The organism is Pseudonocardia kunmingensis (assembly GCF_006716445.1).
GTDB classification, from domain to species: domain Bacteria; phylum Actinomycetota; class Actinomycetes; order Mycobacteriales; family Pseudonocardiaceae; genus Pseudonocardia; species Pseudonocardia kunmingensis.
This window is the reverse complement of record NZ_VFPA01000001.1, coordinates 343355-357693: the sequence shown is the minus strand read 5'-3', so window position 1 is coordinate 357693 and position 14339 is coordinate 343355. Positions and strand designations below refer to the sequence as shown.

The window sequence follows — 14339 nt, the reverse complement described above, 5'->3', positions numbered from 1 at the left end:
CCCGCGGGAGCGCCGTCCGTGCTCCCGTCCCTGCGTCGGAAGATTTTTCTTGAGCGAGAACGAGCACGAGCTCGACCTGCCCCGTTTCTCCGACCTGCCGCTGCGCGCCGAGCTGCAGCGCGAGGTCGAGGAGCTGGGCTACGAGAACCCCAGCCCCATCCAGGCCCAGTCGATCGGACCGCTGGTCGAGGGCCGTGACCTGCTCGGGCAGGCAGCCACCGGCACCGGCAAGACCGCGGCGTTCGCGCTGCCGATCCTCGAGCGCCTCGCCGCGCAGCGCCCCGAGCGCAGCCGTGGCGACTCGCCGTTCGGTCTGGTCCTGACCCCCACCCGCGAGCTCGCCCTGCAGGTGTCCGAGGCCGTCACCCGCTACGGGCGCGGCGTGGGCGCCCGTGTCGTCACCGTGTACGGCGGCGCTCCCGTCGGCCCGCAGTGGAAGGCGCTGCAGCAGGGGGTCGACGTCGTCGTGGCCACCCCCGGCCGGGCCATCGACCTCATGAACCGCGGCTCGCTGCGCCTCGACGCCCTCGAGACCGTCGTGCTCGACGAGGCCGACGAGATGCTCGACATGGGCTTCGTCGAGGACATCGAGACCCTGCTCGACGCCACCCCCGACACCCGCCAGGCCGTGCTGTTCTCGGCCACCATGCCGCGGCGCATCGAGACGCTGGCCCAGAAGTACCTGCGGGAGCCGGTCACGGTCCGGATCCGCCGCGAGGCGGTGCCCGAGGGCGAGGCCCCGAAGGTGCGCCAGACCGCCTACCTCGTGCCCCGCAGCCACACCACCGCCGCGCTCGGTCGCGTGCTGGAGGCGGAGCGGCCCACGGCGGCGATCGTGTTCTGCCGCACCCGCCTGGACGTCGACGCCGTCACCGAGACGCTCACGGCCCGCGGCCTGCGCGCCGAGGCCCTCCACGGCGGCATGGACCAGGAGCACCGCACCCGCGTGGTCGAGCGGGTGCGCAGCGGGCGCACCGAGCTGCTCGTCGCCACCGACGTCGCCGCCCGCGGCCTCGACATCGACCTGCTCACCCACGTCGTCAACCACGACGTGCCGCAGTCGTCCGAGGCCTACGTGCACCGCATCGGCCGCGTCGGCCGGGCCGGCCGCGAGGGCGTGGCGATCACGCTGGTCCCGCCGTCGAAGGTGCACGCGATGCGCGGCGTCGAGCGGCTCACCGGGCAGCCCATCGAGTTCGCGCCCGTGCCCACGGCCGCCGACCTGCGGGCCGCCCGGCTGGCGCGCACCGCCGCCGTGCTCCGGGAGCGGCTCGTCGCCGACCTGCGCGACGAGGAGCCCGGCTCCCCGGCCGACGCCGACGGTGTCCGCGCGATGCTGGACGTCCTCGCCGCCGAGTTCGACGGCGTGGACGTGGCGGCGGCCGCGGTCCGGTTGCTGCAGGAGGCCACCGGCGCCCCGAACGACGACGAGGACATCCCGGTCGTCGCGCTCCCGCGCGCCGGCGAGCGTCGCGAGCCCCGCAGCCGCGGCGGCGCCGCGGGCACCCGCCCGCCCAAGGCGGGCACCACGCGGCTGTTCGTCAACGCGGGCCGCGCGAGCGGCGTGCGCCCGCAGGACATCGTGGGTGCGCTGGCCAACGAGTCGAGCCTGTCCGGGCGCGACATCGGCGCCATCCAGATCCACGAGCGGCACGCGCTGGTCGAGATCCCCGAGCACGCCGCCGACGACGTGCTGCGCAGCCTGCGCGGCGCCACGACCCTGAAGGGCCGCCGCGCGAACGTGCGCCGCGACCGCGGCTTCGCCGGGGCCGGCGCCGGCCGCGGCCGCCGCGACTGAGACCCCAACCTCGCACCTTGGAGCCTTACTGCTGATTCTCACGCCCGAGAACAGCAGTAAGGCTCCAAGGTGCGCGTGGAGCGAGTGATCAGATGGCGCAGGAGCCGTCGGCGCAGGTGTCCGCGTCGCCGCCGGCCGGGGTGAGCACCTGCAGGGGGTGGGCCTCGGTCCATGCCGTCTCCAGCACCTGCAGCAGGGCCTCCGGCGGCTGCGCGCCCGCCAACCCGTACTTCCGGTCGACCACGAAGAACGGCACGGCGCTGATCCCGTACGCCTGGGCCTGCCGCTGGTCGGCGCGCACCGCGTCGGCGTAGCGGTCGGAGGCGAGCACCGCGCGGGCCTCGTCGGCGTCGAGTCCCGCCTCGGCGGCCAGCCGCACCAGGGTGTCGGGATCGCCGATCGGGGCGCCGTCCTCCAGGTAGCCGCGGAGGAAGCGCTCCTTGACCGCGTCCTGCACCTTCCGCTCGGCGGCGAGGTGCAGCAGGCGGTGGGCGTCGAAGGTGTTGCCGGCGCGCGCACGCTCGAAGTGGAAGTCCCAGCCGTCGGCCGCGGCCGTCGCGGTCATCTGCCGGTGCTTGTCCGCGGCCTCATCGCGGGAGATCCCGTACTTGCCGGCCAGGTGCTCGGCGAGGTCGCCCTCCCGCTCGCGCGGCGCGGACGGGTCGAGCTCGAAGCTGTGGAAGCTCACCTCGACCTCGTCGCGGTGGGCGAACCCCGCGAGCGCCTTCTCGAACCGGCGCTTGCCGATCGCGCACCACGGGCAGACGACGTCGGACCAGATCTCCACCTTCACGTCCACGCTCAACCACCGGTGCGGGACGGCTGTTCCCGGCGATCTCGTGCGTTGACCACACGCGTTCGCCGGCCATCACGCGGCAGCGCGCGTGGGGAGTCGCACGTCAGGGCCCCTCGCGGCCCCGCTCACGTACTCCTCGCCGGGTGATCGCCAGGAGTGGTGGCACGGCGACAGATCTGTCGCCCTCGCACCACTCCTGCTGATCATGGCCGTTGGCGTTCCGCTGAACGCGCCCCTTTCATGGTCAGGTCGACACCAGCGCTGTGGGAGTTCGCCCCCGACAGCGCTGGTGTCGATCTGACCATGGATACCTCACGTACCCCGTGGTTGGCGGGATCGGGGCATGGACTACGCGGGAACGTGTTCGCCGGATCGGCTCGGATGCCGCCCGGAGTGGCCATGATCGGCAAGTCGGCGCGAAAACGGGCGAAATCCACCCGGGAACGCGCCGACTCCCCGATCATGACGCCCCGGGGAGCCGATATTCGCCCCCTTCCGGGTGCGGCTCAGGGTCCTGCTTCGTTGGGCACGGCCTCGCTGCGGGGGGTGGAACGGCACCACCGCCAGCCGCGTGGCACCCGGCAGGGACGGTCTCGTCGAGAACGGGCGTGCCTGGAAGTCGGGGACGGCCGCCCGGGCGACCACGTCACCCGGTAGTTGCGCCAACCGGGCCACCCGGCCACGAAAGCCGGGCGGGGCACCGGACCGAACTCGGGGGGAGGCCCTGATCCCGGGGGTGGGGCAGGTCGTGTCGAGCCGGGTACGGCGCGCCCACGCAACCCGCCCTACGAGTCGGCAACCTCGGGCGTGCTCGCGCACCCCGTGTCCGCTCGCCCGTCCCGCGCGACCCGCCGACGGGGTGCGTCGCGGCAGAAGGGTTGCGTGGGCGACTGCTGTACGACCCGGTGAACGTCGTGCCCACCGCACCGGCAAGATCGTTGCGAGATCCATCGGATCGCCCCGCTGAGGGCGAACAGCCCGACCTCGCAACGATCGATCCATCCGAGATCGAGATGATCGCCCTCGGCGGGGCGGATCCGTGGATCTCGGAAGGATCATCGGCCGTCGCGGGCCCCAGTGCGCCGTCCCCACCGCCGTGGCAGTGCATCTAACCTGACGCCCGTGTCCGATCTCCCCGACGACTGGCAGGCCTGGCGCGCGCAGACCGCCCCCGCGCGCTACGACGAGTGGTTCCGGAAGCTGGCCGAGACCGGGCGGAACGTGCACGGCGAGGCCGACCTGGTGGCCTCCTACGGCCCCGCCACGGTGCTCGACGCCGGGTGCGGCACCGGGCGCGTCGGCATCGAGCTGCACCGGCGCGGGATCGCCGTGCTCGGCGTGGACGCGGACCCCGAGATGATCGCGGCGGCCAGGGAGAAGGCGCCGGAGCTGGAGTGGGTCACGGCCGACCTCGCCGACCTGGACCGCCCGGAGCGCTTCGACGTCGTGGTGCTCGCCGGCAACGTCGTGCCCTACGTGGCCCCCGAGCGGCGGGCCGCCGCGGTGGCCGCCTGCGTGGCGCACCTCGCGCCCGGTGGCCGCCTCCTCGCGGGCTTCCCGCTCCGGCCGGACTGGCCCTCGCTCGAGGACTACGACCGCTGGTGCGAAGCCGCGGGCGCGGTGCCGGAGGACCGGTTCGCGACCTGGGAGCGGGAGCCGTACACGGGCGGCGACTACGTGGTCGCGGTCCACACGCGCGCTTCCTCTTGACAGATTTTGTCCATCGTTTTTACTGAACCCCGCACACACCTCACCGACGAGGTTCGGGGGACTTCGATGACCGCACCACGCAGCACGCGGCCACTGGCTCGGCGCACCCTTCTCCAGGCGCTCGGCGGCGCCGTCGTCGCGACACCGCTGCTGGGCGCCACGGCGTGCGGCAGCGCCGAGGCCGAGGCGAACACCCTGCGGATCAGCTACCAGCAGTGGGGCTCGGGCCGGATCATCCAGGACTACCTGACCCGGGTGGCCGGGGCGTTCGCCGTCCGCAACCCGCACGTCACGGTCGAGCTCGTACCGCTCGTCGCGTCGGAGAACGACTTCTTCACGAAGAACGAGCTGATGATGTCCTCGGAGCGCACCACGTCCGACATCGTCTACGAGGACACCTTCATCCTGAAGTCCGACATCGCGGCCGGGTACCTGCGTCCGATCGACGACTACGTGGAGCCGTGGCCGGTCTGGAACGAGTTCTACGACGTCGCGCAGCAGGCCGTGCGTGGTGAGGATGGCCGCGTCTACGCGGTTCCGGCGCCGACCGACACCCGGGCGATCTGGTACCACCGGGAGCTCTTCGCGCAGGCCGGGCTGCCGGTGCCGTGGGAGCCGCGCAACTGGGACGACCTGCTGACGGCGTTCCGCACGATCAAGGAACGGCTGCCGGACGTCATCCCGGTGAACATCTTCGCGGGCAAGCCGCAGGGCGAGAAGACCAGCATGCAGGGCGTGCAGATGCTGCTCTACGGCACCGGCTCGGTGCTGTACGACGAGGCGACGCGGAAGTGGGTGACCGGGAGCGCCGGGCTGGTGGACTCGCTGCGGTTCATCCAGACCGTGTACGCCGAGGGGCTCGGGCCGGGCCTCGCCGACGCGCTCGATCCGAACATCGCCGAGACGATCAACACCTCCTGGCTTCCTGAGGGCCGGATCGCCGCGGCGATCGACGGCAACTGGATCAACCAGAACTGGGGTCCCGGCAAGCCGGGCGAGTGGCCGGAATGGGCGGAGACCATGGCGGTCGCGGCGATGCCCACGCAGTTCGGACAGGACCCCGGCGTGGTCACGCTGGCGGGCGGCTGGTCCTGGGCGCTGCCCAGCCGGGCGCCGAACCCCGACCTCGCGTGGCAGTTCCTCACCGAGATGTGCTCGACCGAGCACGTGCTGGCCTGGACGATCGACGACAACAAGGTCAGCAACCGCCGGGACGTCGTGAGCCACCCCGACTACCGCGGGTACTCGCCCACGATCGAGTTCTTCACCGACCTGGTGCCGCTGGCCACCTACCGGCCCGCGCTCGCGCCGTACCCGCAGGTCTCCAACGCACTGCAGACCGCGACCGACGCGGCGATGCGCGGGGTGCCGCCCGAGGCCGCGGCCGCGGCCTACGACGCGGCGGTCGCCGAGATCGTCGGCTCCGACAGCACGGCGCAGGAGGCGTGATGGCGGCGGTGACGACCATGACGACGCCGGGGGCGGCCGAAGCGGCGCCCCCCGGGCGCAACGGCCCCGACCGGCGGCGCTCGCTGCTGCGGGCCTCGCCGCTGGCCCCCGCGGTGCTGCTGCTCCTGCTGTTCCTCGCCGGTCCCGTCCTCTACAGCGTCTACCTGTCGCTGACCAACCGGGCGCTGCGCGGCGAGGGTTCGTCGGACACGCAGTTCGTCGGCCTGGCCAACTTCGCCGAGGCGTTCACGACGGGTGCCTTCTGGAACTCCGTCGGCCTGACGCTGGTCTTCACGATCGTCTCGGCGGTGATCGGGCAGAACGTGCTCGGCCTCGTGCTCGCTTTGCTGATGCGGCGCGCGAGCACGGTGGTGACCGCGGTGACCGGCTCCATCGTGATCGGGGCCTGGATCCTGCCCGAGGTCGTCACCGGCTACCTCTGGTACACCTTCCTCGGCGACGAGGGGTCGTTGAACGCGCTGCTGGGCGTGGTCGGGATCCCGCCGCAGGACCTGCTGTTCTCGCTGCCCATCCTCGCGGTGTCGTTCGCGAACATCTGGCGCGGCACGGCGTTCTCGATGCTGATCTACACCGCGGCCCTGTCGCAGATCTCGCCGGAGATCGAGGAGTCCGCGCGGATGGACGGCGCGGGCCCCGCGCGGCGGTTCTTCTCCATCACGCTGCCGCTGCTCCGCCCGTCGATCATGACGAACCTGATGGTCATCACCCTGCAGACGCTGTCGGTCTTCGGTCTGATCTACATCATGACGACCGGCGGGCCCGGCACGTCCAGCCAGACGCTGCCGCTCTACATGTACGAGCGGGCGTTCAGCTACGGGCAGCTCGGGTACGGCACCGCGGTGGCCCTGATCCTGCTGCTCATCGGCGGTGTCGCCTCCATCGCCTACCTGCGGGTGCTCCCGAAGGAGGACAAGGTATGAGCGCCGTCGACGCCCGTCCCGCCGCTCCGTCGCGCGGGGCCACCGTCCGCGGGGTCCGGCGCGCGGCCATCGCCTCAAACGCCGGCCTGCTGCTCATCGCGGCGTTCTACTGCATCCCGCTGCTCTGGGTGGTGCTCGCCTCGTTCGACCCGAACGCGAGCCTGACCGTGGCCTGGCCCGCCGAACCGAGCCTCGCGAACTACCGCGAGATCATGAACGTGGAGACCACGTTCCGGCCGCTGTGGAACTCGGTCGTGCTCTGCGGCGGGGCCACCCTGCTGACGGTGGTGTGCGCGGCGCTCGGGGCCTACCCGCTCTCGCGCTACCGCTCGCGGGCCAGCCGCCCGTTCCTGCTCACGATCATCTTCGCCACCGGGCTGCCCATCACCGCGATCATGATCCCGGTGTACGCGATGTTCGTGCAGATCAACCTGATCGACTCGATGCCCGGGGCGATCCTGTTCCTGGCGACCTCCTCGCTGCCGTTCGCGCTCTTCCTCACGAAGAACTTCTTCGACGGGGTGCCCATGGACATGGAGGAGAGCGCCTGGACAGAGGGCGCGTCGATGGTGCGGACGCTCTGGTCGGTGGTGCTGCCGCTGGTGCGCCCGGGCATGGCGGTCGTCACGATCTTCACGTTCGTGGGCATGTGGGGCAACTTCTTCGTGCCGTTCATGCTGCTGCTCTCGCCGGAGAAGCTGCCGGCCGCGGTCAGCCTGTTCACGTTCTCCTCGCAGTACGGGCAGGTCGCCTACGGGCAGCTCGCCGCGTTCTCGATCTTCTACTCGGCCCCGGTCGTGCTGCTCTACCTGCTGCTGGGCCGCCGGATCGGTGCCGGGTTCACGGCGGCGGGCGGTGTCAAGGGGTAGCCGGCCCGTCGTCGATGGTGCCGAGGTCGTCGGGGGGCGCGCGGTGGCCGGCGGCGAACTCCTCGTCCCACGCCCGGGCGCCCAGCGCGGCCCGCGCGGCCTCCTCGATCCGGTCGACGTCGCCGCGCTCGGCCGGTGGGAGCGGGGCACCCACCGACTCCCGCAGCGCTGCCGCCCGCCCGAGCAGCCCTGCCGCTTCCGCGTGGCGCCCGGCGGCCGCATGTGCACCGGCCAACCCCTCGACCGCCAGGGCCACGGCGCGCGGGTCGCCGGACGCGCGGGCGGCCGTGAGCGACTCCCGGTGCAGCCGCTGGGCGCTCGGGGCGTCGCCGCGCAGCTCGGCGACGAAGCCCAGCTCGGCGAGGATCAGGGCGACGGCGCCGGTGGCCCCCATCCGGCGGTCCCAGTCCAGCCACGCGAGGAGGTGCGACTCCGCGCGGTCGAGATCGCCGCGCCGCCGCGCGCCGAGACCCAGGCCCAGCTCGGCGAACTCCTCGCCGACCGTGTACCCGAGCTCGGCGGAGAGGCGCCGGGCGCGTTCGTGGAGCTCGTCCGCCTGGTCGTGGTCGCCGGACAGCAGTGCGATGCGGCCCAGCCCGGACAGCTTGTCGGCCACCTCGGTCCAGAGCCCGAGCTCCTCGGCGATGCGCATCCCCTCCCGGTGGTGGCGCGCGGCCCGGGCGTGGTCGCCGGTGATCTCGGCGTGGGAGGCGAGGGTGAACGTGTCCTGCAGCTGCCCCCAGCGGTCACCGAGCCCGCGGAACAGGGCCGTGCTCCGTTCGGCGTCGGCGGTGATGTCCGTGATGGCCCCGCGCGTCAGCGCCTGCCGCGCCCGGATGCCGAGCGCGGCCGCCACACCCCACTCGTCCCCGCCGGCGCGGAACGTCCGGAGGGCCCTGTCGACGAGCGCCTCGCTGGCGGCGACGTCGCCGAAGCCGATGAGGGCGGCGCCGAGGAACAGCTCCGCCCTGGCGCGCCCGGGGTCGGCGGTGGGTGGGCTGCTGCGGATCGCCGCTGCCCGTGCGGCCGCGGCGGTGCTGTCGCCCAGCCGCACCGTCACGCCCGCCAGCCAGGTGGCGGCGGCGCTGGTGTCGTCGGGTTCGCCGGCGCCGACCCGCAGCGCTGCCGCGAGCGATCGCTCCGCCTCGCGCAGCCTGCCGCGCAGGACCCAGTACCAGGCCAGCGCGACGACCAGACGCAGGGCGGCGCCGCCGGGTCCGGCCTCCCGCGTCGCGTCGGCGAGGGCGGCGCGCAGGTTCGGGGTCTCGGCGTCGAGGCGGCGCAGCCACTGCCGCTGGAGCGGGCCGCGCAACAGGCTCTCGGCGTCCGCGGCGAGCCCGGTGTAGTAGCGCCGGTGGGCGGCCCGCACCCGGTCCTGCTCGCGCGCGTCGCGCAGCCGGTCGACGCAGTAGGCGGCCACGGAGTCCAACAGCCGGTACCGCGCGCCGTCCGGCCCCTCGGTGCGGACGACCAGTGAGCGGTCCACCAGCCGGGCCAGCAGGGCGACCACCTCGTCGCGGCGGACGCCGTCGCCGGAGCACACCGCTTCGGCCGCGTCGAGCGTGCACCCGTCCACGTGCACCGCCAGCCTGCGCAGCACGGTGCGCTCGGCCGCGGTGAGCAGCTCCCAGCTCCAGTCGATCATCGCGCGGAGGGTCTGCTGCCGGGCGGGGCCGCCGCGGTTGCCCGTGGTCAGCAGCCGGAACCGGTCGTCCATCCGGGCGGCGAGCTCGCGCGGGTCCAGCACGCGGACGCGGGCGGCGGCCAGCTCGAGGGCGAGCGGGAGGCCGTCGAGGCGACGGCAGATCGCGACGACGGCGTCGGCGTTGTCCGCGTCGACGACGAACCCGGGAACGGCGGCCGCAGCGCGCGCTGCGAACAGGCGCACCGCGGGAGACGCCCGCACCGCCACGGGATCGGCACCGGCCGCCGCGGCGGGCAGCTCCAGCGGCTCGACCGGCAGCAGCAGCTCACCGGCGAGCCCGATCGGCTCGCGGCTCGTCGCGAGGATCCGCACGCCCGGCGCGGCGGGCAGCAGCCGGCCGGCGAGCTCGGCGACCGGCTCGACCAGGTGCTCGCAGTTGTCCAGGACGATCACGGGTGCGGCGGCGCGCAGGGCGGCGGCGAGCCGGTCGGCGGGGCCGCCGTCGGCCGGGCGGGCGTCGTCGCGCACGCCGAGCACGGCGAGCACGAGCTCCGCCACGTCATCGGCGGTGCACCCGACCGCGGCCTCGGTAGGAGTGCGGCCGCGTCCCGCGAGATCGACGAACCACACCCCGTCGGCCACCCCGTCGGGCAGGGCCGCGGCGGCCACGGCGAGCCGGGTCTTGCCCACGCCACCCGGGCCGACCAGGGTCACCAGCCGGCCCCGTTCGAGCAGGGACCGCGCGTGGGCCACTTCCTCGTCCCTGCCGATCAGCTCGGTGAGCGGCGCGGGCAGGTTGCCCCGCTGCCGCGGGACCGGCGTGGTCCGGGCCGGGGCGGCGAGCCGCGGGTCCTGCTCCAGCACGGCCTGGTGCAGGGCGGTGATCGCGGGGCCGGGGTCGATGCCCAGCTCGTCGGCGAGCCGGTCGCGCAGCTCGCGGTAGCCGGCGAGCGCCTCGGCCTGGCGGCCTGCGCGGTAGAGGGCGCGCATGTGCGCGGCCCGCAGGCGCTCCCGGAGCGGGTGGCGGGCCACCAGGTCGGTGAGCTCGCCGACCAGCAGGTGGTGCTCGCCGAGCTCCAGCCGCACCTCGGCCTGCGCCTCCAGAGCGGTGAGGCGCAGCTCCTCCCAGCGGTTCGCGGCCGGGCGCGCGAACGTCTCGTCGGCCAGATCGGCCAGTGCCGGGCCGCGCCACAGCGCGAGCGCGTCGGCCAGCAGGACGGCCCTGTCCTTCGCGTCGGGAGCCGTGTCCGCCTGCGCGGTGAGCGCGCGGAACCGGTGGGCGTCCACGCTGTCCGGCCCGGTCCGCAACAGGTAGCCGGGGCGCCGGGAGACCACCAGCTCCCGGCCGCCGGGCTCGGCATCCTCGAGCGCGCGGCGCAGCTGCGCGACCCGGGTCTGCACGGCACCCGCGGGGTTGCTCGGCACGCGTGCGGGCCAGAGGTCCTCGACGAGCCGGTCGGTCGGCACGACCTGCCCCTCGTGCAGGAGCAGGTCGGCCAGCAGGGCCCGGACCTTCGACTCGGGGATCCGGACCGGCGTCCCGTCCGCGGCCCACACCGCGAGCGGGCCGAGCAGGCCGAATCGCATGGTCACCACCGTACTGGCCGACCTGGAGCGGATCTGGACCGAACCTGCAGCGCCGGTGTGCAGGGTCGGTGTCGACATCGCGAACGGATGGGAGCTGGAGATCATGAGCAGGTACGCGGGCACGAAGGCGGTCGTCACGGGCGGCACGCACGGCATGGGCCGGGCGATCGTCGACGCGCTCCTCGACGGGGGCGCCGAGGTGGTCCTCACCGGCCGCAGCGAGACCACCGTCGAGAAGGCCAGGACGGACCTCGCGGCGCGTCGCGCGCACGTCGTGCGCTCCGATGCCGCCAGCATGGCCGACATCGCGGCGCTCGGCGCGCTCGTGGAGGACACGCTCGGCGCGGTGGACGCCGTGTTCGTCAACCACGGCATCGCCGAGGTCGACCACGTGCTCGAGGCGGTGACCGAGGAGTCCTACGACCGGCAGTTCGCCGTGAACGCCAAGGGCGCGTTCTTCACCGTGCAGCGGCTCGCCCCGCTGGTCCGCGACGGCGGCGCGTTCGTGCTCACCACGGTCGCGAACGACCTGATCTTCCCGGGCATGAGCGTCTACTCGGGGTCGAAGGAGGCGCTGCGGTCGTTCGGGCAGGTGTTCGCCGCGGAGTTCCTGCCCCGCCGGATCCGGGTGAACGCCGTGGCCCCCGGATTCATCAAGACCCCGACGATGGGCGTGGCCGGGATGTCGGACGCCGAGCGGGCAGCGTTCGAGGAGCAGGGCAGCGCGATGACGCCGCTGCAGCGGATGGGCACGGTCGAGGAGGTCGCCGCGGCGGCGCTGTTCCTGGCCTTCGACGCCACGTTCACCACCGGCGTGGAGCTGGCGGTCGACGGCGGCTGGGCGCAGGGGATCCCGGCAGCGACCTCGTGATCTCTCGGAAGGGAAGGACCTCGGTCATGAACGACTCGTCCCGGCCCGTCGTCGACTCCCCGGAGCCGAGCGTGGCCGAGCACGTCCAGCGCTATCTCGCGACCGACGGCGCGAGCGGCTACCGGGAAGGCGGGATGCCGAACCTGCTGCTCACGACGGTCGGCCGCCGGACGGGCACGCCGCGGCGCACCGCGCTGTTCTTCGACGAGGACGACGGGCGGTACGTCCTCGTCGCGTCCCACTTCGCCGGTGGCCCGCGGCACCCGTCGTGGTACCTCAACCTGGTGGCGAACCCGGACGTACAGGTGCAGGTGCGGAGGGAGAGGTTCGCGGCGCGGGCCCGCACCGCCACCGGTGCGGAGCGGGAGCGGTTGTGGCGGCAGATGGTGGCGAAGTTCCCGCCGTACCGGACCTACCAGGCCCACTCCACCCGCGTGATCCCGGTCGTCGTCCTCGAGCGCGTCGGGCAGCGTGGCGCCGGATGATCAGGGAGTGGCCGCCACCGCGTCCTCGCGCGCCCCCAGCAGCAGGGTGGCCGGCCGGGTGGAGAATGCGTGCTCCAGCACGAGGCAGCCGGCGCCGATCGCCCCGACGTCGGCGCCGAGCGAGCTGCCCAGCGCGGTGACCGGGTGCACCCGGCGCGCCTCGGTGGTGGTGAGCAGGGTCTCGCGCAGGATCGGCAGGTACACGTCGCTGATCCGATCCCAGATCGGACCGCCGAAGACCACGGCGCGCACGTCGAGCAGGTTGCTCACCGTGGCGGCGCCGCGGGCCAGCCGGAACGCGCTGGCCTCCAGGATCCGGCGCGCCGGGGCGCTGCCGTCCGCGGCGAGCGCGCACAGGTCGGTGAACAGCTCGTCGATCTCGCGGTCGTCGGTGCCCGGCCTGCGGAGCAGGCCGACGCCCGCGGCCTCGGCCACCAGGTTGCGGGGCATGCAGGCGGCCCCGACGCAGCCGCGCTGGCCGCAGTTGCAGCGCGGCCCGTCCGTGTCCACCATCAGGTGCCCGATCTCGCCTGCGTTGTTCGTGGTGCCGCTCAGGAGCTCGCCGCCGACGACGAGGCCCGCGCCGAGGCCGGTGCCCAGGTAGAGGAACACGAAGTCCTCCAGCGCGGCCGCCGACCCCCGCGGGCCCCGCCACAGCTCGGCCAGCGCCGCCGCCGCCGCGTCCTTGTGCAGCACCACGGGGTAGCCGGTGGCCTCGTGCAGCAGCCCGCGCAGTCCCACGTGCGCCCACCCGGGCAGCAGCGGGGGCTCCAGCACCACACCGGTGCCGGGGTCGAGCGGGCCGGGCGCGGCGATGCCCAGCCCCAGCACCCGCCGCGCGTCGACACCGGTGGCGGCGACCAGCCCGTCGGCGGCCGCGGTGATCGCCTCGACCAGCCGCGGCGGGGACGCCGCGGAGGCGGGCAACGTGCGGACCGACGCCACGACGTCGCCCACGAGGTCGAGCAGGGCCACCGTGGTGACGGTGGGGTCGACGTGCACCCCGATCGCGAAGTGCCCGCCCGCGTGCAGCCGCAGCAACGTGCGCGGCTTGCCCCGCCCGGCCGGCACGAGCGTGCCCGCCTCCGTGATGAGCTCGCGGTCCAGCAGCCGGCGGGTGATGTTGGAGACCGACTGCGCCGACAGGCCGGTGAGCTCGGCGAGCTCCACCCGGGAGAGGCCCTCGGGTGCGTGCCGCACGGCGTTGAGGATCACCGCCTGGTTGAAGTCGGCGATGCGCGGCAGGTTGGTGCCCGGCCGTGCCGGCGCGCTCCTGCTGCCCTCCATGGGCGGATGATAGGTGGCGGGTCAGACCCGCGCGGCGACCGCCGCGTCGAGGGCCTCGCGCATGGCGGGGACCGGGGGCGTCCGCCCGGTCATCAGCTCCACCTGCGCCACGGCCTGGTGCAGCAGCATCTCCAGCCCGCTGACGACGCGCGCCCCCGCCGCCTCGGCCGCCGCGGCGAACGCCGTCGGCCACGGCGCGTAGACCACGTCGAGCAGGACGGCGCCCGCCCGGACGCCGGTGAACGCGTCTGCCGCACCGCTGGGGAGCGTCGAGACGACGACGTCGGCCGTGGCGAGCTCGGCCCGGGCCCGCGCCGGGTCGAGGAGGGCGTCGCAGACCGTGGGCGTGACGCCGAGGCGGGCGGCCGCCGCGTCCAGCTCGCCGGTGCGGGAGCGGCTGCGCACCAGCACCGCCACGTCGTGGATGCCCAGCTCGCGCAACGCCGCGAGGGTGGCCTGGGCCGTGCCGCCCGCGCCCAGCACCACCGCGCGCCCGCCGGGCGCGGCACCGGCGCCGCGCAGGGCCGCGACGACGCCGGCGACGTCGGTGTTGTCGGCGTAGCGGCGCCCGCCCGCCAGCACCAGCGTGTTGGCCGCGCCCGTGGCGGCCGCGAGCGGGGAGACCTCCCTGGCGACGTCCAGGGCCACCCGCTTGAGCGGCATCGTCAGCGACAGGCCCGCCCACTCGGGCCCGCGCCCGGCGACGAACCCCGCCAGGCCGGCCTCGTCGCACTCGTGCGCGTCGTAGTGCCAGCCGTCGAGCCCGAGCGCGGCGTAGGCGGCCGAGTGCAGCACCGGGGACAGCGAGTGTCCGACCGGATGTCCGAGTACCGCGGCGCGCATGCGCTCAGTATCCCGTGGCGCGCCACGAGGTCCGCTGCGAGGCCGTCGGTGGCCTGTG

General features: G+C 74.2%; 11 protein-coding genes. 7 read left to right on the top strand and 4 right to left on the bottom strand.

The window, feature by feature from the left end:
* Positions 1 to 49: 49 nt before the first annotated feature.
* A complete protein-coding gene (locus tag FB558_RS01650) occupies positions 50 to 1798 on the top strand; it encodes a DEAD/DEAH box helicase (protein ID WP_246106201.1) in 1749 nt (582 codons plus the stop codon).
* Positions 1799 to 1886: 88 nt separating this feature from the next.
* Here the strand turns inward: FB558_RS01650 and FB558_RS01645 are convergent, their stop codons facing one another.
* On the bottom strand, positions 1887 to 2597 hold the full coding sequence (locus tag FB558_RS01645) for a DsbA family oxidoreductase (protein WP_246106200.1): 711 nt from the start codon (positions 2595 to 2597) through the stop codon (positions 1887 to 1889).
* A 1119-nt stretch (positions 2598 to 3716) separates the two neighbouring features.
* Here FB558_RS01645 and FB558_RS01640 point away from each other — a divergent pair.
* The 4 genes from FB558_RS01640 to FB558_RS01625 all read left to right on the top strand — a co-directional run bounded on the left by FB558_RS01640 (position 3717) and on the right by FB558_RS01625 (position 7563).
* On the top strand, positions 3717 to 4304 hold the full coding sequence (locus FB558_RS01640; protein ID WP_142047427.1) for a class I SAM-dependent methyltransferase: 588 nt from the start codon (positions 3717 to 3719) through the stop codon (positions 4302 to 4304).
* Positions 4305 to 4370: 66 nt separating this feature from the next.
* Complete coding sequence (locus FB558_RS01635) at positions 4371 to 5753, top strand: extracellular solute-binding protein (protein WP_142047425.1); 1383 nt, start codon at positions 4371 to 4373, stop codon at positions 5751 to 5753.
* The gene (locus FB558_RS01630; RefSeq protein WP_246106199.1) at positions 5753 to 6694 is read left to right on the top strand and encodes a carbohydrate ABC transporter permease; all 942 of its coding nucleotides are present in this window, start codon (positions 5753 to 5755) and stop codon (positions 6692 to 6694) included. Before FB558_RS01635 ends, FB558_RS01630 begins: the two co-directional genes overlap by 1 nt.
* Positions 6691 to 7563: a carbohydrate ABC transporter permease gene (locus tag FB558_RS01625; protein ID WP_142047423.1), complete on the top strand. Its 873-nt coding sequence runs from the start codon at positions 6691 to 6693 to the stop codon at positions 7561 to 7563. Before FB558_RS01630 ends, FB558_RS01625 begins: the two co-directional genes overlap by 4 nt.
* Here FB558_RS01625 and FB558_RS01620 read toward each other — a convergent pair.
* Complete coding sequence (locus tag FB558_RS01620; protein ID WP_142047421.1) at positions 7553 to 10795, bottom strand: AfsR/SARP family transcriptional regulator; 3243 nt, start codon at positions 10793 to 10795, stop codon at positions 7553 to 7555. The genes FB558_RS01625 and FB558_RS01620 overlap by 11 nt on opposite strands.
* Between FB558_RS01620 and FB558_RS01615 the strand changes: the two genes are divergently transcribed.
* Positions 10794 to 11666, top strand: coding sequence for an SDR family oxidoreductase (locus FB558_RS01615; RefSeq protein WP_425467961.1), 873 nt, complete (start codon positions 10794 to 10796; stop codon positions 11664 to 11666). The genes FB558_RS01620 and FB558_RS01615 overlap by 2 nt on opposite strands.
* A 26-nt stretch (positions 11667 to 11692) precedes the next feature.
* Entirely contained in the window at positions 11693 to 12151 is a 459-nt protein-coding gene (locus FB558_RS01610) for a nitroreductase family deazaflavin-dependent oxidoreductase (RefSeq protein ID WP_142047419.1), read from the top strand.
* Here the strand turns inward: FB558_RS01610 and FB558_RS01605 are convergent, their stop codons facing one another.
* Entirely contained in the window at positions 12152 to 13438 is a 1287-nt protein-coding gene (locus FB558_RS01605; RefSeq protein WP_211365967.1) for an ROK family transcriptional regulator, read from the bottom strand. It abuts the gene before it with no gap.
* A 21-nt stretch (positions 13439 to 13459) separates the two neighbouring features.
* Complete coding sequence (locus tag FB558_RS01600; RefSeq protein WP_142047417.1) at positions 13460 to 14281, bottom strand: shikimate dehydrogenase; 822 nt, start codon at positions 14279 to 14281, stop codon at positions 13460 to 13462.
* Between the last annotated feature and the right edge of the window lie 58 nt (positions 14282 to 14339).